We start from the raw sequence: 23075 nt of genomic DNA on the forward strand, positions 1-23075 counted from the left end.
GTAAGATAATGGTCAATCAAAAATTAATGATACAGCCGGTTGTTTTCGTAAATTGGCTCAGAAGTGAGGTTCAGACCCAGCTTCTTGAAGGTATTGGTATCAACAGAGGAAAGCATAACAGAGGTGTGAAGCTCGCATCCTCTTAATTTCGGAAGCTGCTCTAACGCAAGCTTTGCGTTCGGATCGGTTGCAGCGCACATGGAGAGGGCAATCAGCACCTCATCGGTGTGCAGACGTGGGTTTTTGCTTCCAAGGTATCCGGTCTTTAATCCCTGGATCGGCTCAATGAAGGTCGGGGAGATTAAGTGGATGTCGTCGGAAATGCCGCCGAGTTCTTTGACTGCGTTTAACAGGACTGCTGCGGAAGCTCCAAGCAGGGCAGTGGTTTTTCCGGTGACGATCTTTCCGTCCGGAAGCTCCATGGCTGCAGTCGGTGCGTTGGTCTCTTTGGCGAGGTTTACAGCAACCGGAACGACACTTCTCATGTCGGTTGTGATCTTAGCCTGCTTCATAAGGAGCTCAATCTTGTAAACCTCGTCCTTGCTGCCCTTGTCTTTTGCCACGCGGTTTAATGCCTGGTAGTAACGGCGAATGATTTCCTGGCGGGATGCCTCCTGGCATGCTTCGTCATCGATGATGCAGTTTCCGGCCATGTTGACGCCCATGTCAGTCGGGGATTTGTACGGGCAGTAGCCGTAGATGCCCTCGAACATGGCAGCCAGAACCGGGTAGATCTCGACGTCACGGTTGTAGTTCACGGTAGTCACGCCGTAAGCCTCTAAGTGGAACGGATCGATCATGTTGACATCGTTTAAGTCTGCGGTAGCGGCCTCATATGCCAGGTTGACCGGATGCTTTAACGGGATGTTCCAGATCGGGAAGGTCTCGAATTTTGCGTAGCCAGCCTTGATGCCGCGCTTGTTCTCATGGTAGAGCTGGGAGAGGCAGGTAGCCATTTTTCCGCTTCCAGGTCCCGGTGCGGTGATGATGACAAGCGGCTTGGTGGTTTCGATATAGTCGTTCTTTCCATAGCCCTCGTCGCTTACGATGTGGGCGATGTTGTTCGGGTATCCGTCGATCGGATAATGACGGTATACTTTGATGCCAAGATGCTCAAGCTTTGTCTTAAAGACATCTGCGGAAGTCTGTCCGGTGTAGCGGGTGATGACTACGCTGCCGACATACAGACCCTTGTCGCGGTATTCCTGGATCAGACGGAGAACGTCTGCATCGTAGGTGATGCCAAGGTCGTGGCGGATCTTATTTTTTTCAATATCTGCCGCATTGATCGCGATGACGATCTCGGCCTGGTCCGCTAACTGCAGAAGCATTTTCAGCTTACTGTCCGGCGCAAAACCCGGCAGGACGCGGGAAGCATGGTAGTCGTCAAACAGCTTGCCGCCAAACTCCAGATATAACTTGTCTCCGAACTGGCTGATCCGCTCGCGGATGTGTTCGGACTGCATCTTTAAGTACTTTTGATTGTCAAATCCAATTTTCATAGTAATAATACCCCTTTCCATGCGAGCTATTGTATCACATAAAATTCAGTTTTGCACCTGGATTTGTCAAAAAAATAGAATGTGTGTTATAATCGGCTTATACTGTGGGTTTACGTTACTGTACGCGATAGAAATTTCCTGAATCAATGGGGGCGCCACTGGCATCTCACTGATGTCTAACGAAACTGAAAATTCCGTACAGAATTAGAATGCAGGAGAGGAATTACGCGCATGAAAGAAAAACGAAGATGGCTTCTGGCCGGTCTGTTACTGTTTGTGTTTGCAATCACGGGATGCAGTTTTCTCCACAATGCTGAGAAAATTGCCACGGCACCTGATCCGATCGTGGTGGGGAACGATGCGCAGGATCAGACGGAAGCGGACGCAGCAGCAGACAGAGCAGGGCAGAATGCAGAAGCCGAAGAACAAAAATTAATATCAGAAATTGAAATTGAATCCAGACCGCACCGGGATGCTATAAAGGCAAAGGGCATTTATATTTCCGCTTATGTGGCAGGAACTCCGGTCATGGTGGATAACCTCCTTCAGGAATTTGACAAGACCGAGGCCAACGCGCTGGTCATTGACTTTAAAGATGACTTTGGCCGTGTGGTGTGTGAGACGGAGTCTCCGCTCATAAACCAGCTTGGTTCGACGAAAGTTTATATTGAAGATATGGCTGGTCTGATGCAGAACCTGAAGGAACACCATATTTATACCATTGCGCGGATCCCGGCTTTCCGTGATGCGTGGCTTTCGGAGGCACAGCCAGACTGGTGCGTAAAAAAGTCCGATGGAAGCGTGTTTAAAGACCGTGATGATCATGCCTGGGTTAATCCTTACAAACAGGAAGCCTGGGATTATCTGACGGAGATTGCCCTGGAAGCGAAAAAACTGGGATTTGATGAGATCCAGTTCGATTATGTGCGTTTCTGTACGGAAAAAGGCATGCAGGACGCAGTCTTTGATGAGGAAGATACGAAGGGGCGCAGCCGGACAGATATCATTCTGGAGTTTATGGAATACGAGTACGAGAAGCTGAGCGCTGAGGGGCTGTTTGTGTCGGCAGATGTGTTTGGCGCGATCATCAACAGTGATGTCAATGCAGACTCCGTGGGACAGATTTACGGAGAGATGGCGAAACATCTGGACTATATCAGCCCCATGATCTATCCGTCGCATTATTCGGATGGAAACTATGGAATCGATCATCCGGATATGCGTCCGTACGATACCATCTGTGCGGCACTGACAGAGTCCAGAAAGGAATTGTACTTTGCCGGACTAAATGGAGACCATGTGGCAGAGGTCCGTCCGTGGCTTCAGGATTTTACGGCGAGCTGGCTGAAAAACCATATTCCGTACGGCGGGGAACAGGTGCGTGACCAGATCCGGGCAGTCTATGACTGCGGCTACAATGAGTGGCTTTTGTGGGATGCAGCATGCACTTACGACTGGGATGGACTCTTGACACCGGAAGCGGCAGAAGAGGAGCAGAAAACAATCGAAGCCTCCAGGGATGAGCTCCCGGAGACAACCTATGCACCGGAAGAGGCCGGACACGATGCCCTGACGGTGCCGACCGGGGCTGGTGTGCAAAGTGGAGAGGAAGCACAAGGTGGAAATCCTGCTTCGGATGGAAAAACCAGTGCAGCTGGGGGTGCTTCTTCTGGCAAAAAAGGAGAAAAGCTGGCTGTCGGGGATTTCCCGGCGGCCCAGGCGCTTTCGGAAGCGTTGGAAACCGCAGAGGAGCCGGGAACTCCGCCGGAGACCGGCACGACACTTCCGCCGACCGTGTAACGGAAAAATGACAACGGTTCACAGAATGTGATTTTCCAGACTAAAAAGTAAACAGATAGAAAATTCAGAAAAGTGAATGTGGAAAATAGTTGCCGGATGTAGGAATAACAAAAACAGAAGACAAAAAACAAAAGGCAGAAAAAAGAAGACAGAAAAAACAGGCAGGAATGAACGATGACAGAGCGAATTGTAAGACCGGGCGAATTTTACCGGCATTTTAAAAATAAACTGTACCAGATCGTGGCAGTGGCAAAACACTCAGAAACCGGTGAGCGCATGGTGGTTTACCAGGCGCTTTACGGGGACTTTAGGGTGTATGTGCGTCCCTACGACATGTTTACCAGTGAAGTGGATCATGAAAAGTACCCGCAAGTAAGCCAGAAGTGGCGGTTTGAGCGGGTAGAATTTGGTGTGCCGGAGAAACAAAACGCAGAAGCGTGCGAAACAGAGCAGAGTTTTGGAACCTGCGCAGAGCAGCGGGCGGCTCAGGCTTTCGGACAGAAATCCGCCGGATGGAATGCAGCGTTGCCAGAAACGCAGAAAAATACAGTGATGCCGGAAACAAACCAGAAAATTACGCAGCACTATGCTGACCGCACCCCGGATCCGGTATTCCTCCAGTTTCTGGATACGGAAGATTTTGACCTTCGCATGGAATGCTTAAAGCAGCTGGAAAACCGCATTACTCAGCAGGAATTAGACAGCATGTATCTGGTTCTGGATATGAAACCGGAGCGGGGATCCCTGCAGGAGCAGCTTTACGCGGTACGCCGCTTCCTCACCATGCAGAAGCGCTATGACGGCAGCAGACTGCGCTAAAATTTTTCGCAGGCACTGTTGACGTTTCAGCAGTCCCATGAAAATTTTGGCAGACAGTGCACGAGGAAGGACAGATAGAAAACCATGTTATTTGATATCGAAGAAGAATTGAAAAAGCTTCCGTCCCAGCCGGGTGTTTACATCATGCACGATGCGAAGGATGAGATCATCTATGTGGGTAAGGCCATCAGCTTAAAGAACCGGGTGCGCCAGTATTTCCAGAGCAGCCGGGGAAAAACGGCGAAGATCCAGCAGATGGTATCCCGCATTGCCCGGTTTGAATACATTGTGACGGATTCAGAGTTAGAGGCTCTGGTGCTGGAATGCAACCTGATCAAGGAGCATCAGCCCCGCTACAATACGATGCTAAAGGATGATAAGGCATATCCATACATCCGTGTGACGGTGGGGGAAGATTTTCCGCGGGTGCAGTTTGCGCGGACCATGAAAAAGGACAAGAGCCGCTACTTTGGCCCTTATACCAGTGCCGGAGCGGTAAAAGATACGATCGATCTGATCCACAAGCTTTATAAGGTGCGTACCTGCAATCGCTTTTTGCCGCGTGACATCGGCAAAGACCGGCCCTGCTTAAATTATCACATCAAACAGTGCGATGCACCGTGCCAGGGGTATATCAGCAAAGAGGCGTATGCAGAGCATATCCGGCAGGTGCTGGAATTCTTAAATGGACATTATGACAATCTCTTAAAGCAGCTGGAACATCAGATGATGGATGCGGCCGAAAAGATGGAATACGAAAAGGCAGCAGAATACCGGGATCTCTTAGCCAGTGTCAAAAAGGTAGCCCAGAAGCAGAAGATAACCAGCAGCAGTATGGAGGACCGGGACATCATTGCACTGGCGATGAACGACACCGACGCAGTGGTGCAGGTGTTCTTTGTGCGGGAAGGCAAGCTGATCGGCCGGGAACATTTTGGCATCCGCATCGGAGCGGAAAAGGAAAGCCGGCAGATCCTGACCAGCTTTGTGAAGCAGTTTTATGCCGGAACCCCGTTTTTACCGAAAGAACTCTGGGTGCAGCAGGAACTGGAAGACACGGAGGTGATCGAGCAGTGGCTCAGCACCAGAAAAGGACAGAAGGTTCACATTGTGGTGCCGAAGAAGGGAGAGAAGGAACGGTTGGTCGAACTGGCCCGGAAAAATGCTTCCATGGTACTGCGGCAGGATTTTGAGCGGAATCAGCGGGAGGAGATGCGCACCACGGGAGCCATGAACGAGGTGGCTTCCTGGCTTGGCCTTTCCGGTGTGCGCCGGATTGAGGCATTCGATATCTCCAATATTTCCGGCTATGAATCGGTTGGTTCCATGGTTGTGTATGAGGACGGTAAGCCAAAACGAAGCGATTACCGCAAATTCCGCATTAAAACCGTCATCGGGCCAAACGATTACGCTTCCATGCGGGAGGTGCTGATGCGGCGCTTTACCCATGGACTTGAGGAATTATCCCAGTTAAAGGAACGCGGCGTGGAGAAACAGTTCGGAAGCTTTACCCGTTTCCCGGACCTTCTGATGATGGATGGCGGCCGGGGCCAGGTCAATATTGCGGAAGAAGTGCTTGCGGAACTCGGACTTTCCATTCCAGTCTGCGGCATGGTGAAGGACGACAACCACCGCACCCGCGGACTCTATTACCAGAATGTGGAGATTCCGATTGACCGTCATTCGGAAGGATTCCGGCTCATCACCCGTATCCAGGATGAGGCACACCGCTTTGCCATTGAGTATCACCGCAGTCTGCGCAGCAAGAGTCAGGTGCGTTCGATCCTGGATGATATTCCGGGAATCGGCGATACCAGGCGTAAGGCACTGATGAAGCATTTCCAGTCTATTGAGGCGGTCCAGGCTGCCAGTGAGGAAGAACTCGCCCAGGTGCCCGGCATGAACCGGGCTGCGGCAGAGAGTGTTTACCGTTTCTTCCGGAAAAAGAAGGAGGATGTGCCGGTGGAGGTTCTAGAGGAAACTGGCAATACGTGACCGGTAATGACAAGTTACGGAAAATATGGTATGATAAAGCTATTCTGAAAAAGAAGAAAAACAGTGATAGACTGTGCCTGTTCGTCTGTGTGCGGACAGAAATATTAAGATAAAGGAGCGGGGCAATATGTACGGTGTAACGATTACAGAATTAATTGAAAAAATGAAAATGAGAAACGTACTTCCGGAGATTGATACAGACAAGGTGGTTTTAAGCCATCCGGATGTGAACCGTCCGGCACTGCAGCTGACCGGCTTTTTTGATCATTTTGACCGGGAACGTGTCCAGATCATCGGGTATGTGGAGCAGGCCTATATCAATACCCTGCCAAGAGAAGTAAGGGTAGAGCGATACGATAAACTTCTTTCCAGTGAAATTCCGTGTGTCGTCTACAGCCGTGGACAGGAACCGGATGAAGACATGCAGGATCTCTGCCTGCATTATCAGGTGCCGCTTATGGTATCGGATAAGAGTACTTCCGATCTTATGGCAGAAGTAATCCGCTGGCTGAAAGTAAAGCTGGCTCCGTGCATCAGTATTCACGGTGTTCTGGTCGATGTATTCGGCGAAGGCGTCCTGATCATGGGCGAAAGCGGCATCGGCAAGAGCGAGGCAGCGCTGGAACTGATCAAGCGCGGACACCGTCTGGTATCCGACGATGTGGTTGAGATCCGGAAAGTCAGCGATGCGACTCTGGTCGGCAGTGCACCGGATATCACCAAGCATTTCATTGAACTGCGCGGTATCGGAATCATCGATGTAAAATCCCTGTATGGTGTTGAAAGTGTGAAAGATACCCAGAACATTGATATGGTCATCAAGCTGGAAGACTGGGATAAAGATAAAGAATACGACCGGCTGGGACTGGAAGACCGTTATACCGAGTTTCTGGGCAATCAGGTGGTATGCCACAATATTCCGATCCGTCCGGGCAGAAATCTGGCGATCATCGTGGAGTCTGCTGCGGTCAACTACCGTCAGAAGAAGATGGGCTACAATGCAGCTCAGGAGCTTTACAACCGGGTACAGGCAAATCTTGGCAACAAGTAAAAATAAAGATATATCATTCTGGGCTGCCGGAGACGCTTGCGAAAACAGCAGCCCTTGCGAACATGAAACAGCAATCAAAAAATAAAGGCAGAAGGAACAACATGAAACAGGCAGCAGAAAGATTGAAACAGGCAGTAACGGCGGGAACATGTTTAACGAATGAGCCTATGAGCCGTCATACAACCTTCCGCACCGGAGGTCCGGCAGATATTTACATCGAACCGGCCAGTGCAGAAGAATTAAAACAGGTGCTTGCCATCTGTAAGGAAGAAAAGCTATCGTATTCCATTCTCGGAAACGGCAGCAACCTGCTGGTGGGCGATCTGGGCTACCGCGGGGTGCTGGTTTCCTTTGGAAAGCCATTTGGGCAGGTCACGGTGGAAGAAAATTTTGTGCGGGCAGGTGCCGGCGCACTGCTTTCTTATGTGGCAAAGCAGGCGTTGTCAGCTTCGCTAACCGGTTTTGAGTTTGCAGCCGGGATTCCGGGAACCATTGGCGGTGCCGTAGTTATGAATGCAGGTGCCTACGGTGGGGAACTGTGTCAGGTATTGAAAGAGGTGACCGTGCTGACGCCGGAAGGAGACGTTGTAACGCTTCCGGCAGAAAAACTGGAGCTTGGGTACCGCACCAGCTGCATCCAGAAAAAGGGTTACATTGTGCTGGAGGCAGTGCTCATGCTGCAGCCGGGAGATCCCGATGAGATCCGTGCCGTCATGGATGATCTGGCAGCGAAACGCCGGGAAAAACAGCCATTGGAATATCCAAGTGCGGGAAGTACTTTTAAGCGCCCGGAAGGCTATTTTGCAGGAAAACTGATCCAGGATGCCGGCCTTCGCGGATTTACGGTGGGTGGTGCCCAGGTATCGGAAAAGCACTGCGGTTTTGTCATTAACCGGGATCATGCCACATCTGCGGATATTCTTTCTCTTTGCAGACAGGTGCAGGAGGAGGTAAAAGAGCAGTTCGGGGTGGAACTGGAGTTGGAAGTGAAATTGCTTGGAGAATTTTAAGGGAGAGTACAGATGAGACTGGTAATCGTGACGGGAATGTCGGGAGCCGGGAAAACATCGGCTTTAAAAATGCTGGAGGATCTGGGATTCTACTGTGTAGATAATCTGCCGATCCCCCTGATGGAAGCGTTCGTGGAGCTTGTCATGCAAAAACCGGCGGCTCACGAGATGGTGGCGCTTGGTATTGATATCCGCAGCGGCGAAGAACTGCCGCAGCTGGAACAGGTTCTGGAAAACTGGAAACAGCAGCAGGTCCCGTATGAGATCCTGTTTCTGGACAGCAGTGATGCAACCCTGGTGAAGCGCTATAAAGAAACCAGAAGATCCCATCCGCTTGCGGGAAAGGGACGGGTAGACAGCGGAATCCGTCTGGAACGGGAAAAACTGGATTTTATAAAGCGTCAGGCGGATGTGATTTTAGATACCAGCAGTCTTTTGACCAGGGAACTGCGCAAGGAACTGGAAAAAATATTTGTGCAGGATCACAGATACCAGAATCTGTTTATCACGGTCTTATCATTTGGGTTTAAATATGGAATCCCAAGTGATGCGGACCTGGTATTCGATGTGCGCTTCCTTCCAAATCCATATTATGTGGAGGCGCTGCGCAGCCATACCGGTCAGGAGGCCGAGGTACAGGCCTACGTGCGTCAGGGCGGCACGGCAGACCGATTCCTCTCCATGCTCTATGAAATGCTGGATTTCTTAATTCCGAATTACGTGCAGGAAGGCAAAAACCAGCTGGTCATTGCCATTGGCTGTACCGGAGGAAAGCACCGGTCGGTTACGGTTGCCAATGCCCTGTACCAGCATTTGAGCGGATTTGAGGAATACGGGCTGAAGATCGAACACCGGGACATCGAAAAGTAGCAATACCGGAGTACAAAGCAAACGATAGGAGCAGAACATGTCATTTTCTTCAAAGGTGAAGGAAGAACTTTCCCGTCAGCTGTCACCGGCAAGGCATTGTCAGATTGCGGAGATCGCGGCGATCTTAAGCCTTTGCGGCCGCATTCAGATCTCAGAAAACAACCGCTACCGGGTCAAAATCCATACGGAAAATGTGGCAGTTGCAAGAAAGTACTTTACATTATTGAAAAAAACATTTAATATAAGAATTGATGTCTCCATACGGCAGAGCATCGGAAACCACAAAAACAGGACCTGTACCGTAGCGGTTACCCATCATGAGGATGCCATGCGGGTACTTCAGGCAGTGAAACTGATCGACCCATACGGGGAGATTGAGGAAAATCTGTCACTGGCCCAGAATGTGGTACTGATGCAGAACTGCTGCAAGCGCGCGTTTATCCGAGGAGCGTTTCTGGCAGCAGGTTCTATCAGCGATCCGGAAAAATTCTATCATTTTGAGATTGCCTGTGCGACCGAAGCAAAGGCAAAGCAGATCCAGGGACTCATCCTTTCTATGGGAATCGAAGCCCGGATCGTACTGCGGAAAAAATATTTCGTGGTATACATCAAAGAGGGAAGTCAGATCGTTGATCTCTTAAATATTATGGAAGCACCGGTTGCGCTTATGGAGCTGGAGAACATCCGTATTCTCAAGGAGATGCGCGGAAGTGTGAACCGGCAGGTAAACTGTGAGACAGCCAATATCAACAAAACGGTATCGGCGGCAGTCAAACAGATGGAAGATATCATCTACATCAGGGATACGGCGGGGTTTGACAGTCTGCCGGAAAACTTAAGGGAAATCGCAGAGTTAAGGCTGACCAGACCGGAGGCCACGTTAAAAGAGCTGGGAGAGGCTCTGGATCCGCCGGTCGGGAAATCAGGTGTGAACCATCGTCTCAGAAAACTGGGAAATATGGCAGAAGTTCTAAGACAGGAACGGCCAGACACAGGGGCATAACAAGCAGTTTTGATTGTGCCCGAAAACGAGGAGGATAATTATGTTAAAGAAAACGATCACCATTGGACTTTCATCCGGACTTGAGGCAAGACCAGTTGCAATGCTGGTACAGATCGCAAGCCAGTTTGACAGTCAGATCTATGTAGAGAACAATAATGCCCGTGTAAACGCAAAGAGCATTATGGGTATGATGACCCTTGGCATGGGTGCTGGTGAGGAGATTACCGTTTCTGCGGACGGAGAAGATGAAAAAGAAGCACTCGACAACATTGAAAAGTACTTAAAGGGAGAGAAATAAGATCAAAGCGGTCATTCCCCCAAAGAGATAATTGATACAACAAATGCTGAAATGGCAGGGCGGAAATGGAATCATTTCCGCCCTGTTTTTCGGTAAGAGTCTGAAGGTAAAAAGGAGAAAAACGTGGCATTTACACATTTACACGTCCATACAGAATACAGTCTTCTGGATGGATCCTGTAAGATCAAAGAACTGGCGGCGCGGGCAAAAGAACTGGGCATGGACAGCATGGCGATCACAGACCATGGTGTCATGTATGGTGTCATTGATTTTTACCGTGCGGCAAGAGAAGTTGGAATTAAGCCGATCATTGGCTGTGAGGTTTATGTGGCACCAGGATCCCGCTTTGACCGGGAAAATACAAATGGGGAGGATCGTTATTACCATCTGGTCCTTCTGGCGGAGAACGATACCGGATACCATAACCTGATGAAAATTGTCTCCAAAGGATTTGTAGACGGTTTCTATTATAAACCACGTGTGGATTATGAAGTACTGGAAACGTATCACGAAGGTGTGATTGCCTTAAGCGCCTGTCTCGCAGGCGAGGTACAGCGTTATCTGGCCCGCGGCATGTACGAGGAAGCCTGCCGCTCTGCCAGACATTATGAGGAGATTTTCGGAAAGGAAAATTTCTTCCTGGAACTGCAGGATCACGGCATCCCCACACAGAAAACGGTGAATCAGGGGCTTATGCGCATGAGCCGCGAACTGTCCATGGATCTGGTAGCAACCAACGATATCCACTATATCCTGGCAGAAGATGCGGCAGCGCACGATATCCTTTTGTGTATCCAGACCGGAAAAAAGGTATCCGATGAAAACCGCATGCGCTATGAAGGCGGTCAGTATTATGTGAAATCGGAAGAGGAAATGCGGGCACTGTTTCCTTATGCACAGGAAGCCATCGACAATACCCATAAGATTGCCGAGCGCTGTAACGTGGAGATTGAATTTGGTGTGACAAAACTGCCGAAGTATGAAGTGCCGGAGGGCTATGATTCCTGGAGTTACTTGAATAAGCTGTGCCAGGATGGTATGGCAAAGCGTTATCCGGACGACGACGGAACCCTGCAGAAACGGCTTGCCTATGAGCTTGGAGTCATCCACAATATGGGTTACGTTGATTATTTCCTGATCGTCTGGGACTTCATTCATTTTGCGCGGTCGCATGATATCATGGTAGGACCCGGACGAGGGTCTGCGGCGGGCAGTATTGTTTCCTATTGTCTGGAGATCACAAACATCGATCCGGTGCGCTATGACCTGCTCTTTGAGCGTTTCCTGAATCCGGAGCGTGTGTCCATGCCGGATATCGATATTGACTTTTGTTTCGAACGGCGTCAGGAAGTCATTGACTATGTTGTGGAAAAATACGGAAAAGACCAGGTAGTGCAGATCGTTACCTTTGGTACCCTGGCGGCAAAGGGTGTCGTGCGGGATGTGGGACGTGTCCTGGATCTTCCATATGCGCGCTGTGATGCCATTGCGAAGATGATTCCGGGCGACCTTGGCATGACACTTGACAAGGCGTTAAAACAGAGCCCGGATCTGCGGGAAGCATACCAGAATGATGATGAGGTACACCATCTCATTGACATGGCAAAGCGTCTGGAGGGACTTCCGAGACATACTTCCATGCATGCGGCCGGTGTTGTGATCGGTCAGCGTGCGATGGACGAATTTGTACCGCTTTCCCGTGCGTCCGACGGAACCATCACCACGCAGTTTACGATGACGACTCTGGAAGAACTTGGGCTGTTGAAAATGGATTTCCTGGGTCTTCGTACCCTGACTGTCATTCAGAATGCGGTCCGCCAGGCGGAGGAAAACTATGGCGTCCATCTGGAGATGGAAAAGATCGATTACAACGATAAACAGGTCCTGGCTTCCATTGGCACCGGAAAGTGCGATGGCATTTTCCAGCTGGAAAGTTCCGGGATGAAGAGTTTCATGAAGGAACTGCGTCCGGAGAACCTGGAAGATATCATCGCAGGAATTTCCCTGTACCGCCCGGGTCCTATGGACTTTATTCCGCGTTATTTAAAAGGAAAGAACGACAAAGATTCCATCACGTACGATTGTCCGCAGCTGGAGCATATTCTGGGACCGACGTACGGCTGTATCGTTTACCAGGAGCAGGTTATGCAGATCGTCCGGGACCTGGCTGGCTATACCATGGGCCGAAGTGACCTGGTGCGCCGTGCCATGTCCAAAAAGAAGACTGCAGTCATGGAAAAGGAGCGTCAGAACTTTGTTTACGGCAATCCGGAGGAAAATGTAAAGGGGTGTATCGCAAACGGCATCGATGAGAAGACAGCGAACCACATTTACGATGAGATGATCGACTTCGCCAAGTACGCCTTTAACAAGTCGCACGCTGCCTGCTATGCGGTGGTGGCATACCAGACAGCCTATCTGAAATATTACTATCCGAAGGAGTTTTTTGCGGCGCTGATGACCTCGGTCATGGATAATGTCACGAAGGTTTCCGAGTACATCTTGACCTGCCGTCAGCTGGGAATCCGCATTCTGCCGCCGGACATCAATGAGGGACAGAGCGGTTTCTCTGTTTCCGGAGATGCCATCCGCTATGGTCTGTCGGCCATCAAGAGCATTGGACGCAACGTGGTGGATGAGATCATAAAAGAACGCAAAAACAACGGACTGTTCACCTCCATCGATGATTTTGTGGAGCGCATGGGCGGACGCGAGGTAAACAAGAGAACCCTGGAGAACTTTATCAAATCCGGAGCTATGGATTCGCTTCCTGGAAACCGCAGGCAGAAAACCATGATCGCACCGGAACTTCTTGACCAGAAAACCAAAGACCGTAAAAACGTGCTGGAAGGACAGCTGAGTCTCTTCGATTTTGCGGCAGAAGAAGAAAAACAGCAGTATCAGATCACCATGCCGGATGTGCCGGAGTTTCCGAAAGAAGAACTTCTTGCATTTGAGAAGGAAATCCTCGGCATTTACATCAGCGGTCATCCGATGGATGAATATCTGGAAACCTGGAAAAATAGTATTACAGCGAAGACAACCGATTTTATGGTCGATGAAGAGAGTGGAAGAGCTGTGGTGGAAGACGGAGTTCGCGTCACGATTGGCGGCATGATCACCGCAAAGACGGTGAAGTTGACTAAGAATGGTCAGCAGATGGCATTTGTGACACTCGAGGACATGGTCGGTTCTGTGGAGGTGATCGTGTTCCCGCGTGATTACGAGAGTAAGCGGAACCTTCTGAATGAAGACGCGAAGGTCTTCATCAGCGGCAGAACTTCCATTGGAGATGATCCGGTGGGACGGCTGATCTGCGAACAGGTGATTCCATTTGACCAGGTGCCAAAGGATCTGTGGCTGAAATTTACAGATAAGCCCCAGTATGACATGTTGTGGCCGACGATCAGCAAAGTTCTGCGCGGCTCAGATGGAAATGATACCGTGATCATTTATCTGGAAAAAGAGCGGGCGAAAAAAATCCTTCCAGCCAACTGGCATGTGGCTGCATCAGACGCCATTCTTTCGGAACTTGTGAAAAATCTTGGTGAAAAGAATATCAAAGTTGTGGAAAAGGGATTGAAAAGATAGGAAAAATGATTTAGAATACACGTTGTATGAAAAAAAGTGCATTTGAATTCGAGAGAAAATGGAATGGAGAGGTTCTGCTGTCGGGTAAAGCGTAAAAGGCGGCAGTGCTAAAACTGAAGGGTAACAGGAGGAGACAACTATGGCAAAGCAAGTAAAGACAATCGGTGTCCTGACAAGCGGAGGAGATGCTCCGGGTATGAACGCGGCCATCCGTGCGGTGGTACGTACTGCAATCAGCAAGGGCATGAAAGTAAAGGGTATCATGCGAGGCTATGCGGGACTTTTGCAGGAAGAAATCGTCGACATGAGCAGTACCGATGTGTCCAATATCATTTTCCGTGGAGGTACCATCCTGTATACAGCAAGATGTATGGAGTTTGTAACTGCGGAAGGTCAGCAGGCTGGAGCGGAGATCTGCCGCAAGCACGGCATTGACGGAATCGTGGTCATCGGTGGGGACGGTTCTTTCCGCGGAGCAGGAAAGCTGGCAGCACTCGGAGTAAACACCATCGGTGTTCCGGGTACCATCGATCTGGACATTGCCTGCACAGACTACACCATCGGTTTCGATACTGCAGTCAACACCGCGATGGAGGCAATCGATAAGGTACGTGATACCTCGACATCCCATGAGCGCTGCAGTATCATTGAGGTTATGGGACGTAACGCAGGTTATATCGCACTGTGGTGTGGCATTGCAAACGGTGCAGAGGACATTTTGCTGCCGGAGCGTTACGATGGCAACGAGCAGGCGCTCATCGACCGCATCATCGAGAACCGCAAGCGCGGCAAAAAGCACAACATCATCATCAATGCAGAGGGCATCGGACATTCCACGTCCATGGCACGCCGCATCGAGGCAGCTACCGGTATTGAGACCCGTGCAACCATTCTGGGCCACATGCAGCGAGGCGGCACCCCGACCTGTAAGGACCGTGTTTATGCGTCTATTATGGGTGCAAGGGCAGCAGAGCTTCTGTGCGAAGGAAAGAGCAACCGCCTGGTTGCTTATAAGCATGGCGAGTTCGTGGATTTCGATATTCAGGAAGCACTCCAGATGAAGAAAGACATCTCCGAGGAGCAGTTCGAGATCGCGAAGATGCTGGCAAAATAAAAATCCGCTGCGCAGACCGTTATCCGACGAGGAATGGGAAACACCATGAATCGGTTTCAAATGGGAAATGCGCATCAGACAACAAGAATAGACAGTTCCGCCCGGCGGCATCATGCGCCGGGCGTGTTTCATGTTTACGGATATGAAATTTTTTTGACAATCTGCAGCAAAATCGTGTTCACAGACATGCATGCGCAAGGCCAGTGACTGAAACATGCGGCAGCAAAACAGATTCAGGAGGAAAAAAGCAGATGACAGGACAGGACGGAAATATCGTTCTTTGTGGTTCTAACAGCTACGAAAAAAAATATTATTTTAATGAAGAATTTGACAGCCTCCCGGAGGCAGTCAAGAAACAGCTTCATGTAATGTGTGTATGGTTTACCGAGGAATGCGGCGGCATTTTAACCATGGAATTCGAGCCGGACGGTACCCTGGAGTTTAAGCATACCATTTCTGAGTACGACGGCTACTGCGACGAGATCGGAGCCGATTTAAAGATCAAGCAGTACCGCCAGGAGGGACAGGAATTTTTAAAGGCTTTGGAGCTTTACTTTAAGGTGTTTTATCTCGGGGAAGATGCAGAGGAAGTGGCGGAAAGCTATGGAATTGATACAGGTGAGGGCCCGGAAACATGAAGCTGCGCATTGGAAATGTAGAACTGGAAAACAACCTGATCCTGGCACCGATGGCCGGCGTGACCGACATGTCATTCCGCCAGCTTTGCAGAGAGCAGGGCTGCGGCCTTCTGGTGACGGAGATGGTCAGTGCAAAAGCCATTCTCTATAAGAATCGGAACACGAAAGACCTGATGGCAATCGGAGAGGGAGAGCGGCCGGTATCCATCCAGCTGTTTGGCTCCGATCCGGAGATCGTCAGCGATATTGCGCATCAGATCGAGGACGGGTCTTACGATATCATCGACTTAAACATGGGCTGCCCGGTGCCGAAGATCGTCGGAAACGGCGAAGGCTCCGCACTCATGAAAAATCCAAAGCTGGTGGAAGAACTGCTGTCTGCTCTGGTGAAAAAGGTACACAAGCCGGTTACCGTCAAGTTCCGCAAGGGCTTTGACGATGACCATGTCAATGCCGTGGAGATTGCGAAGATCGCGGAAAGCTGCGGCGTCTCTGCCGTGGCCGTGCACGGAAGAACAAGGGAGCAGTACTATTCCGGCAAGGCAGACTGGGACATCATCCGGCAGGTAAAAGATGCCGTGAAGATCCCGGTCATCGGAAACGGTGATATCTTCGAGCCGCAGGATGCAAAGCGGATGTTAGACGAAACCGGCTGCGACGGTCTTATGGTCGGTCGCGGCGCAAGGGGAAACCCATGGATCTTTCATCGGATCAATCATTACCTCGAAACCGGGGAAGTGCTTCCCGCTCCGGGACCGGTGGAAGTCGGCGAGATGATCCTGCGCCACACCCGCATGCATGTCGCGCTGAAAGGCGAGTACATCGGCATGAAGGAGATGCGCAAGCACATCGCCTGGTACACAGCCGGGCTTCCGCATTCCGCAACGATCCGCCGGGAGTGCAACATGCTGGAAACCGAGGAGCAGCTGGTGGAACTGCTGGGGCGGTACGGAATGCTGGGATAACGATTTCGAGCCAAAATTGTTTTGAACCAGTGGGGCGTTCGTACCATTTTTTCGATATGCAGCGCAACAAAAATCTGGCAAAATTCCGCGAAATCCGGCGCGATACCGTGCTTGACAAGAAAAGTGCTTTCAAGTATAATATTCAGAATGTATGACTAAAGAAAAATCCTGTTACTGCAGGCGGAAATGGAAAGAAAATCGGCTGCTGTTTGCGCGATGCGTGATCAGTAACGATGGCGAAGATACAAGACCGCGCTGACAGAACGCAGTAATGATTTGAGGGGATTTTATTTTGTTGCCAGTAGTTACCGGCAACGTAAAAAGGAAGGAAATGAGCAACATGGCAGATGCTAAGAAACACATTTTAACCTATGCAGGTTTAAAAAAGTATGAAGATGAGTTACAGGACTTAAAGATCAACCGCAGACAGGAGATCGCCCAGAAGATCAAAGAGGCAAGAGAACAGGGCGACTTATCCGAGAACGCTGAGTACGATGCAGCAAAAGACGAGCAGAGAGACATCGAGCTGCGTATCGAAGAGCTGGAGAAGCTGTTAAAGAACGCAGAGGTTGTAGATGAGGACGAGATCGACTTAGACAAAGTAAGCGTTGGATGCAAAGTAAAAGTATACGATGTAGACTTTGATGAGGAGATGGAATTCAAGATCGTAGGTTCCACCGAGGCAAACAGCCTTCAGAACAAGATCTCCAACGAGTCTCCAGTAGGCGCAGCCCTGATCGGCAAGAGCGTTGGTGACGTGGTAGACGTAGAAACCCAGGCTGGCGTACTTCAGTACAAGATTCTGGAGATCCAGAGAGTATCCTAATCATACCATAGGGGCAAACGCTTTTTTGCCCAACATCATTTATTTATAGAAGAAACAAAGGAGTAAGGGAAAAGATGGCAGAGCAGCAGAACGCAAAGCAGCAGAATGCAAAAGAGCCGGATACCAACCAGCTTTTGAAAGTTCGCCGTGAGAAACTGGCAGACCTTCAGGCAGCAGGCAAGGATCCGTTCCAGATCACAAAGTACAACCAGACGCATCATTCTGTTGAAGTGAAAAAGCTTTACGATGAGCACGAAGCGAAGATCCTGGCTGGAAGAGCACCGTTCAGCGCAGAAGGAATGGACGAAGCACAGGCAAAAGAAGCATTGAATGCAGATTATAATGAAAGAAGAGCAATCATGGACGCACAGCCGATCCATGTATCCATTGCCGGACGTATGATGTTCAAACGTGTCATGGGTAAAGCTTCTTTCTGCAACATCCGCGATTTACAGGGAACCATTCAGGTATACGTGGCAAAAGATGCCATTGGTGAAGAATCCTATGCAGATTTCAAGAAATCCGATATCGGCGATATTTTCGGTGTAGAAGGCTATGCATTCCGCACCAAGACCGGTGAGATTTCCATTCATGCAGAGAAGATGACTCTGTTAAGCAAGAGCCTGCAGATCCTTCCGGAGAAATACCACGGAATCACCGATACCGATATGCGTTACCGCCAGAGATACGTAGACCTGATCATGAATGAGGATGTGAAGAACACCTTCATCAAACGTTCCCAGATCATCAAAGAGATCCGTAACTTCCTTGCAGGAAGAGACTTCATGGAAGTTGAGACCCCGACTCTGGTATCCAATGCCGGCGGTGCAGCAGCACGTCCGTTTGAGACTCATTACAATGCCCTCAACGAGGATGTAAAACTTCGTATTTCCCTGGAACTGTACTTAAAGAGACTGATCGTAGGCGGCCTCGAGAGAGTCTTCGAGATTGGTCGTGTATACCGCAACGAGGGTGTAGACACTCGTCATAATCCGGAATTCACCCTGATGGAGCTGTATCAGGCATATACTGACTATGAAGGCATGATGGAGCTGACCGAGAGCATGTTCCGTTATCTGGCTGAGAAGGTTTGCGGAAGCACCAAGTTCACCTACAACGGAACCGAGATCGATTTCGGCAAGCCATTTGCACGCCTGACCATGAACGATGCGATCAAGAAATATGCAGGCATCGACTTTGACGCAGTTGAGACCGATGAGGAAGCAAAGAGACTGGCAGACGAGCATCACATTGAATACGAGGTACGTCACACCAAGGGCGATATCATCAACCTGTTCTTCGAGGAGTACTGCGAGAAAGAACTGATCCAGCCGACCTTCATCATGGATCACCCGCTGGCAATCTCTCCGCTCACCAAGAAGAAACCGTCTGATCCGAACAAGGTAGAGCGTTTCGAGCTGTTCATCAACACCTGGGAGATGTGTAACGCGTACTCCGAGCTGAACGATCCGATCGACCAGAGAGAGCGTTTTGCACAGCAGGATGCAAATGCGGCAGCAGGCGATGACGAAGCACAGCACACTGATGAAGATTTCCTGAATGCACTGGAGATCGGTATGCCTCCGACAGGTGGTATCGGATATGGTATCGACCGTCTGGTTATGCTTCTGACCGACAACCCGGCCATCCGTGACGTATTATTATTCCCGACCATGAAGAGCCTGGATGCAGATAAGAAAGCTTCCAAAGCAGATAACAGCACTTCTGAAGCAGCAGAGGGCGAGACCAAGTCTGCAGGTGACAACAACGGCTTCTTCACCCCGAACGAGAAAATTGACTTCTCCAACGTAACGGTAGAGCCGCTGTTCGAGGAGCACGTAGACTTCGAGACCTTCTCCAAGTCCGACTTCCGCGCAGTGAAGGTAAAAGCATGCGAAGCAGTCAAGAAATCCAAAAAGCTTCTGCAGTTCACCCTGGACGATGGAACCGGTACCGACCGCACCATCCTTTCCGGTATTCATGCATACTATGAGCCGGAAGAGCTGGTAGGCAAGACCCTCATCGCCATCACCAACCTCCCGCCGAGAGCTATGATGGGCATCGAGTCCAACGGTATGCTGCTTAGCGCAGTATGCGAGGAGAACGGCGAAGAGAAGCTGAACCTGCTGATGGTAGACAACCACATTCCGGCAGGCGCAAAGCTGTACTAAAATTAAATATAAAATGAAGTAAGAGCACTTCTTAGAGTTGATCTAAGAGGTGCTTTTTTATAGCAAAAAGAAAATGTTGCGTATGAAACAGGCGAGGCCTATTTATAGGACACCTAAGGTGCTAGAATACGAATCAGAAAGAGCAATGAAATAATCGAACGGTTTTATTGACAAGGAGGCTGATTTGTATGAAAAAGAATTTGTTTAACAAGATGTTGGTAGTGCTTTTTGCAGCAGTATGAAAAAGAGTACTGCAACAAAGAAAAGTACTTATTCTGCATACGATTCTTATGATGACGGATATGATGATATTTATATGGATGGGGATTACGATTATGACAGATACGACAGAGATAGAGATTATGCAGATGGTGTGGATGATGCGATGGATGAATGCGGTGGGGACTGGTAGTATTGTGATAAAAACTAACACTATCACAAAAACCGAATGCAAAAGTAATGGAGAGAATTCAAGTATATCAGAATTTTTGAGGAATGAGCCGAATGGCTTTACAAAGAACACTAGTTTCCTAAAAAATATAAAAAATCAACATACTTGGGAATCCCCATGTAGAGAAATGCGTGAATCATTCCGATAAAAAGGTTTTCCTGCTTTGCATTGGGAAAGAATTCAATGTAGCGTTGACCACAGCAGTGGCAGATTGTAGCTGTTTTTGAAGTTTAGCAAAAGCAGTTCTCATGGATGATATAAAATCGTTTAAATCAGATTTGCTCAATAATAAGGCAAACATTATTGCTATAGCGTAGGCATCGTTTGTTCCATAAGTATAGGAACCATCCGCTGCACGTACAATTCCGAGAACGGAAAAATTTTTGATGCTTTTTGTATGAATTCTTTCTTTGAATTTAATATCAAAGAACCGTTCATCATGAGCACACTTATTACGAGCAAGTGCAAGCATATGCATGAATTTAGCAAGTTCGTCTGGTTGGAGGTTAAATTGTTTAGATAGACGGTAACATATCAAAAGCGAACAGAAAACTTTTTCGCGAGTGCATTGGCGAGGTAGTGATATGAAACTTAAAAACGTTCTGATTGCTGTAAACGATATGGACAGAGCAATCCGGTTTTATAAAGAGATATTTGGTTTGGAGGTGATCCTGGACCAGGATGGCAATGTAATTATGTCAGAGGGACTGGTACTGCAGGATGCGAGAATAGGAAACAGTTTCTGGATAAAAATTTGCTTCCAAAGAATCATATGACAGAGCTTTATTTTGAGGAATCTGATATCGAAGGTTTTGTTAATAGGCTGGAGAGTTCCGATTTTGAGATAGAGTATGTCAATAGATTGATGGAGCACTCGTGGGGACAGAAGGTGGTCAGATTTTATGATCTGGACGGAAATCTGATTGAGGTTGGGACACCTATGTAGACGAAATTTAAGGCTGCTCGACAACAGGTCTACGTGTTCCTGCTCTCTTGACAGGAGCATCTTTTGTGGTTATATTCAAAAGAAAGGGCCGAAAGAAAATATCAGCCCGGAAAGAGAGAATGGGATCATGTCAGAAACATTAAAAGTACTGGAAACAAGAAGAAGTTGCCGTGCGTTCAAGCCGGAGCTGATCGAAGAAGAAAAACTGCAGGCAATTATCAAAGCCGGAACTTACGCCGCAACCGGTATGGGAAAACAGTCCCCGATTATTATCGCGGTTACAAATAAGGAATTGCGGGATAAGCTTTCTGCCATGAATGCAAAATTTATGGGAAAGGATGAAAGTTTCGATCCGTTTTACGGAGCGCAGGAACTGCTTATTGTGCTGGCCAACAAGGCAATGCCAACCTATCTCTATGATGGAACCCTGGTAATGGGAAATCTCATGAACGCTGCTGCAGATCTTGGTGTGGACAGCTGCTGGATCCATCGTGCAAAAGAGGAATTTGAGACACCGGAAGGAAAAGAACTTTTAGCGAGTCTTGGAATCGAAGGAGATTACGAAGGAATCGGTCATCTGGTACTTGGATATGCTGCGGTTCCGGCTAAAGAAGCAGCGCCGAGAAAAGCCGATTACGTTTACTATATCCGATAATGAGGAAGAGACTATGTTTTTTAAAGAAGACAACTCCTACAACGATATCCGCGAAAAATCCCTGAATCAGTGGCTGGATGAAATGTCACAGCATGAAGATGTGGCAGTACGCGGCGGTGTAAAGCTTGCCAGGGAATATATGCAGTATCTGAATGATCAGATTAAAAAACTAAAAGAAGAGAATCAGCTGAAGAATACGTATCTGAAGAAAATGAGTGGGAAATAGAAAATTTATAAAAGTTCCTCCCTTAAAATGATTTCATCAAAATTATTTTAGGGGAGGATTTTTGATGGTGCTTTTATACCCCACCTGTGCTATACTTGACTCATATCATACAAAGGGGGGACAGGACGCATGCCAAAAGGAAGCAATCAAAAGTTCAAACTTTACCGGCTTGCCCAGATCATGCAGGAGCGGACAGACGAGGATCATTATATTACCATGTCAGAAATTATGTCAGGACTGTTGGAATACGATGTGACGGCAGACCGGAAAAGCATTTATAATGATTTGCGGGATTTAAGTGTTTTTGGCATTGAGGTGGAGGGGGAAGCGGTTGGCAACCGTTATCATTATCATGTTGTAAACCGTCCATTTGAACTTCCGGAATTGAAGCTTCTAGTAGACGCGATCCAGTCTTCCAAATTCATTACAGAAAAGAAATCGAATGCATTGATCAAAAAACTGGAAACGCTGGTCAGCAAGTACGATGCGCAGAAGCTGCAGCGCCAGGTATACGTTTCCGGCAGAATAAAGACGATGAATGAAAGTATCTACTATACGGTGGATGCGATTCATCATGCAATTTCTGAAAATAAGAAGATCCGGTTCCAGTATTTTCAGTGGAATGTGAAAAAAGAAATGGAACTTAAGCATAATGGAGCCTGGTATTGCATCAGCCCCTGGGGACTGTCCTGGGATGACGAAAATTATTATATGATCGGATATGACTCGGACGCAGGAATGATCAAGCATTATCGGGTAGACAAGATGCTGCATATCAAAATATCTGAAGAATCCAGAGAAGGAAAAGAACACTTTAAAAAGCTGGATATGGCAGATTATGCGAAGAAGAGTTTCGGAATGTTTGGCGGAAAAGAGCAAACGGTGAAGCTTTTGGTGAATAACAATCTGGCAGGGGTAATCATTGACCGGTTTGGAAAAAATGTGATGATGATTCCGGCGGATGAAGCGCATGTTACCGTGAATGTGGACGTACACGTCAGCAGACAGTTTTTGGGCTGGATATTCTCACTGGGCGAGGATATTCAGATAGTTGGACCGGATGAAGTCGTGGAGCAGATGAGGGCAGAAGCAGAACGGCTGGTGCAGCAGTACAGGCTCGAAGAAAAATAAACATTCCGGAAAA

General features: G+C 48.7%; 22 protein-coding genes. 20 read left to right on the top strand and 2 right to left on the bottom strand.

Annotated features, from left to right (window positions below; genetic code table 11):
- Positions 1-23: 23 nt before the first annotated feature.
- The gene (locus DXB18_RS07135) at positions 24-1502 is read right to left on the bottom strand and encodes a DUF1846 domain-containing protein (RefSeq protein ID WP_118706844.1); all 1479 of its coding nucleotides are present in this window, start codon (positions 1500-1502) and stop codon (positions 24-26) included.
- 231 nt (positions 1503-1733) lie between these two features.
- Here DXB18_RS07135 and DXB18_RS07140 point away from each other — a divergent pair, with 231 nt between their 5' ends.
- From DXB18_RS07140 to DXB18_RS16145, 15 genes are all read left to right on the top strand, one after another.
- The gene (locus tag DXB18_RS07140) at positions 1734-3302 is read left to right on the top strand and encodes a putative glycoside hydrolase (RefSeq protein ID WP_118706846.1); all 1569 of its coding nucleotides are present in this window, start codon (positions 1734-1736) and stop codon (positions 3300-3302) included.
- A gap of 174 nt (positions 3303-3476) precedes the next feature.
- Positions 3477-4121 carry a DUF1653 domain-containing protein gene (locus DXB18_RS07145; RefSeq protein ID WP_118706848.1) on the top strand — a complete coding sequence of 215 codons (645 nt, stop codon included), beginning with the start codon at positions 3477-3479 and terminating at the stop codon, positions 4119-4121.
- An 84-nt stretch (positions 4122-4205) separates the two neighbouring features.
- On the top strand, positions 4206-6116 hold the full coding sequence (gene uvrC, locus DXB18_RS07150; protein WP_118706850.1) for an excinuclease ABC subunit UvrC: 1911 nt from the start codon (positions 4206-4208) through the stop codon (positions 6114-6116).
- A 127-nt stretch (positions 6117-6243) separates the two neighbouring features.
- Positions 6244-7167, top strand: a complete 924-nt coding sequence (gene hprK, locus DXB18_RS07155) for an HPr(Ser) kinase/phosphatase (protein ID WP_118543787.1) — start codon at positions 6244-6246, stop codon at positions 7165-7167.
- A gap of 101 nt (positions 7168-7268) precedes the next feature.
- The gene (gene murB / locus DXB18_RS07160; protein ID WP_118706852.1) at positions 7269-8177 is read left to right on the top strand and encodes a UDP-N-acetylmuramate dehydrogenase; all 909 of its coding nucleotides are present in this window, start codon (positions 7269-7271) and stop codon (positions 8175-8177) included.
- Positions 8178-8189: 12 nt separating this feature from the next.
- Entirely contained in the window at positions 8190-9047 is an 858-nt protein-coding gene (rapZ, locus tag DXB18_RS07165; protein ID WP_118706854.1) for an RNase adapter RapZ, read from the top strand.
- Positions 9048-9084: 37 nt separating this feature from the next.
- Positions 9085-10050, top strand: coding sequence for a DNA-binding protein WhiA (gene whiA / locus DXB18_RS07170; RefSeq protein WP_118543790.1), 966 nt, complete (start codon positions 9085-9087; stop codon positions 10048-10050).
- 40 nt (positions 10051-10090) lie between these two features.
- Positions 10091-10348, top strand: coding sequence for an HPr family phosphocarrier protein (locus DXB18_RS07175; protein ID WP_118543791.1), 258 nt, complete (start codon positions 10091-10093; stop codon positions 10346-10348).
- 123 nt (positions 10349-10471) lie between these two features.
- Positions 10472-13939, top strand: a complete 3468-nt coding sequence (locus tag DXB18_RS07180) for a DNA polymerase III subunit alpha (RefSeq protein WP_118706856.1) — start codon at positions 10472-10474, stop codon at positions 13937-13939.
- Positions 13940-14078: 139 nt separating this feature from the next.
- Complete coding sequence (gene pfkA, locus DXB18_RS07185) at positions 14079-15053, top strand: 6-phosphofructokinase (RefSeq protein ID WP_118543793.1); 975 nt, start codon at positions 14079-14081, stop codon at positions 15051-15053.
- A gap of 251 nt (positions 15054-15304) precedes the next feature.
- On the top strand, positions 15305-15691 hold the full coding sequence (locus tag DXB18_RS07190) for a DUF6145 family protein (protein ID WP_118543794.1): 387 nt from the start codon (positions 15305-15307) through the stop codon (positions 15689-15691).
- Positions 15688-16656, top strand: a complete 969-nt coding sequence (dusB, locus tag DXB18_RS07195; RefSeq protein WP_118706858.1) for a tRNA dihydrouridine synthase DusB — start codon at positions 15688-15690, stop codon at positions 16654-16656. The genes DXB18_RS07190 and dusB overlap by 4 nt, the downstream gene beginning before the upstream one ends.
- 340 nt (positions 16657-16996) lie before the next feature.
- Positions 16997-17482 (top strand): transcription elongation factor GreA, encoded by a 486-nt coding sequence (gene greA, locus DXB18_RS07200; RefSeq protein ID WP_118706860.1) that lies wholly within the window; start codon positions 16997-16999, stop codon positions 17480-17482.
- A gap of 74 nt (positions 17483-17556) precedes the next feature.
- The gene (gene lysS, locus DXB18_RS07205; RefSeq protein WP_118706862.1) at positions 17557-19653 is read left to right on the top strand and encodes a lysine--tRNA ligase; all 2097 of its coding nucleotides are present in this window, start codon (positions 17557-17559) and stop codon (positions 19651-19653) included.
- A gap of 238 nt (positions 19654-19891) precedes the next feature.
- A complete protein-coding gene (locus DXB18_RS16145) occupies positions 19892-20065 on the top strand; it encodes a hypothetical protein (RefSeq protein WP_182430506.1) in 174 nt (57 codons plus the stop codon).
- A 175-nt stretch (positions 20066-20240) separates the two neighbouring features.
- Here DXB18_RS16145 and DXB18_RS07210 read toward each other — a convergent pair whose 3' ends face one another.
- Complete coding sequence (locus DXB18_RS07210) at positions 20241-20576, bottom strand: hypothetical protein (protein ID WP_207665771.1); 336 nt, start codon at positions 20574-20576, stop codon at positions 20241-20243.
- A gap of 112 nt (positions 20577-20688) precedes the next feature.
- Between DXB18_RS07210 and DXB18_RS16860 the strand changes: the two genes are divergently transcribed.
- The 5 genes from DXB18_RS16860 to DXB18_RS07230 all read left to right on the top strand — a co-directional run bounded on the left by DXB18_RS16860 (position 20689) and on the right by DXB18_RS07230 (position 23062).
- The gene (locus DXB18_RS16860; RefSeq protein WP_347560864.1) at positions 20689-20880 is read left to right on the top strand and encodes a VOC family protein; all 192 of its coding nucleotides are present in this window, start codon (positions 20689-20691) and stop codon (positions 20878-20880) included.
- Complete coding sequence (locus tag DXB18_RS16865; protein ID WP_347560865.1) at positions 20877-21050, top strand: VOC family protein; 174 nt, start codon at positions 20877-20879, stop codon at positions 21048-21050. The genes DXB18_RS16860 and DXB18_RS16865 overlap by 4 nt, the downstream gene beginning before the upstream one ends.
- A gap of 127 nt (positions 21051-21177) precedes the next feature.
- Positions 21178-21705, top strand: coding sequence for a nitroreductase (locus DXB18_RS07220; RefSeq protein WP_118543801.1), 528 nt, complete (start codon positions 21178-21180; stop codon positions 21703-21705).
- A 13-nt stretch (positions 21706-21718) separates the two neighbouring features.
- Entirely contained in the window at positions 21719-21931 is a 213-nt protein-coding gene (locus DXB18_RS07225) for a hypothetical protein (protein WP_118543802.1), read from the top strand.
- Positions 21932-22060: 129 nt separating this feature from the next.
- Positions 22061-23062, top strand: a complete 1002-nt coding sequence (locus DXB18_RS07230) for a WYL domain-containing protein (protein WP_118706866.1) — start codon at positions 22061-22063, stop codon at positions 23060-23062.
- Positions 23063-23075 lie beyond the last annotated feature (13 nt).

This window comes from Clostridium sp. OM02-18AC (genome assembly GCF_003481825.1).
Taxonomy (GTDB): domain Bacteria; phylum Bacillota; class Clostridia; order Lachnospirales; family Lachnospiraceae; genus Brotaphodocola.

What these genes read in the sequence shown, in the direction of transcription:
- DXB18_RS16865 (WP_347560865.1), top strand. Translation starts at nt 20,877, where the DNA reads ATGACAGAGCTTTATTTTGAGGAATCTGATATCGAAGGTTTTGTTAAT.
- greA (WP_118706860.1), top strand. Translation starts at nt 16,997, where the DNA reads ATGGCAGATGCTAAGAAACACATTTTAACCTATGCAGGTTTAAAAAAG.
- DXB18_RS07230 (WP_118706866.1), top strand. Translation starts at nt 22,061, where the DNA reads ATGCCAAAAGGAAGCAATCAAAAGTTCAAACTTTACCGGCTTGCCCAG.
- dusB (WP_118706858.1), top strand. Translation starts at nt 15,688, where the DNA reads ATGAAGCTGCGCATTGGAAATGTAGAACTGGAAAACAACCTGATCCTG.
- uvrC (WP_118706850.1), top strand. Translation starts at nt 4,206, where the DNA reads ATGTTATTTGATATCGAAGAAGAATTGAAAAAGCTTCCGTCCCAGCCG.
- DXB18_RS07190 (WP_118543794.1), top strand. Translation starts at nt 15,305, where the DNA reads ATGACAGGACAGGACGGAAATATCGTTCTTTGTGGTTCTAACAGCTAC.
- DXB18_RS07210 (WP_207665771.1), bottom strand. Translation starts at nt 20,576, where the DNA reads ATGCTTGCACTTGCTCGTAATAAGTGTGCTCATGATGAACGGTTCTTT.
- rapZ (WP_118706854.1), top strand. Translation starts at nt 8,190, where the DNA reads ATGAGACTGGTAATCGTGACGGGAATGTCGGGAGCCGGGAAAACATCG.
- DXB18_RS16145 (WP_182430506.1), top strand. Translation starts at nt 19,892, where the DNA reads ATGAAAAAGAGTACTGCAACAAAGAAAAGTACTTATTCTGCATACGAT.
- DXB18_RS07145 (WP_118706848.1), top strand. Translation starts at nt 3,477, where the DNA reads ATGACAGAGCGAATTGTAAGACCGGGCGAATTTTACCGGCATTTTAAA.
- DXB18_RS16860 (WP_347560864.1), top strand. Translation starts at nt 20,689, where the DNA reads ATGAAACTTAAAAACGTTCTGATTGCTGTAAACGATATGGACAGAGCA.
- DXB18_RS07220 (WP_118543801.1), top strand. Translation starts at nt 21,178, where the DNA reads ATGTCAGAAACATTAAAAGTACTGGAAACAAGAAGAAGTTGCCGTGCG.
- lysS (WP_118706862.1), top strand. Translation starts at nt 17,557, where the DNA reads ATGGCAGAGCAGCAGAACGCAAAGCAGCAGAATGCAAAAGAGCCGGAT.
- DXB18_RS07225 (WP_118543802.1), top strand. Translation starts at nt 21,719, where the DNA reads ATGTTTTTTAAAGAAGACAACTCCTACAACGATATCCGCGAAAAATCC.
- DXB18_RS07175 (WP_118543791.1), top strand. Translation starts at nt 10,091, where the DNA reads ATGTTAAAGAAAACGATCACCATTGGACTTTCATCCGGACTTGAGGCA.
- pfkA (WP_118543793.1), top strand. Translation starts at nt 14,079, where the DNA reads ATGGCAAAGCAAGTAAAGACAATCGGTGTCCTGACAAGCGGAGGAGAT.
- murB (WP_118706852.1), top strand. Translation starts at nt 7,269, where the DNA reads ATGAAACAGGCAGCAGAAAGATTGAAACAGGCAGTAACGGCGGGAACA.
- DXB18_RS07135 (WP_118706844.1), bottom strand. Translation starts at nt 1,502, where the DNA reads ATGAAAATTGGATTTGACAATCAAAAGTACTTAAAGATGCAGTCCGAA.
- DXB18_RS07140 (WP_118706846.1), top strand. Translation starts at nt 1,734, where the DNA reads ATGAAAGAAAAACGAAGATGGCTTCTGGCCGGTCTGTTACTGTTTGTG.
- whiA (WP_118543790.1), top strand. Translation starts at nt 9,085, where the DNA reads ATGTCATTTTCTTCAAAGGTGAAGGAAGAACTTTCCCGTCAGCTGTCA.
- hprK (WP_118543787.1), top strand. Translation starts at nt 6,244, where the DNA reads ATGTACGGTGTAACGATTACAGAATTAATTGAAAAAATGAAAATGAGA.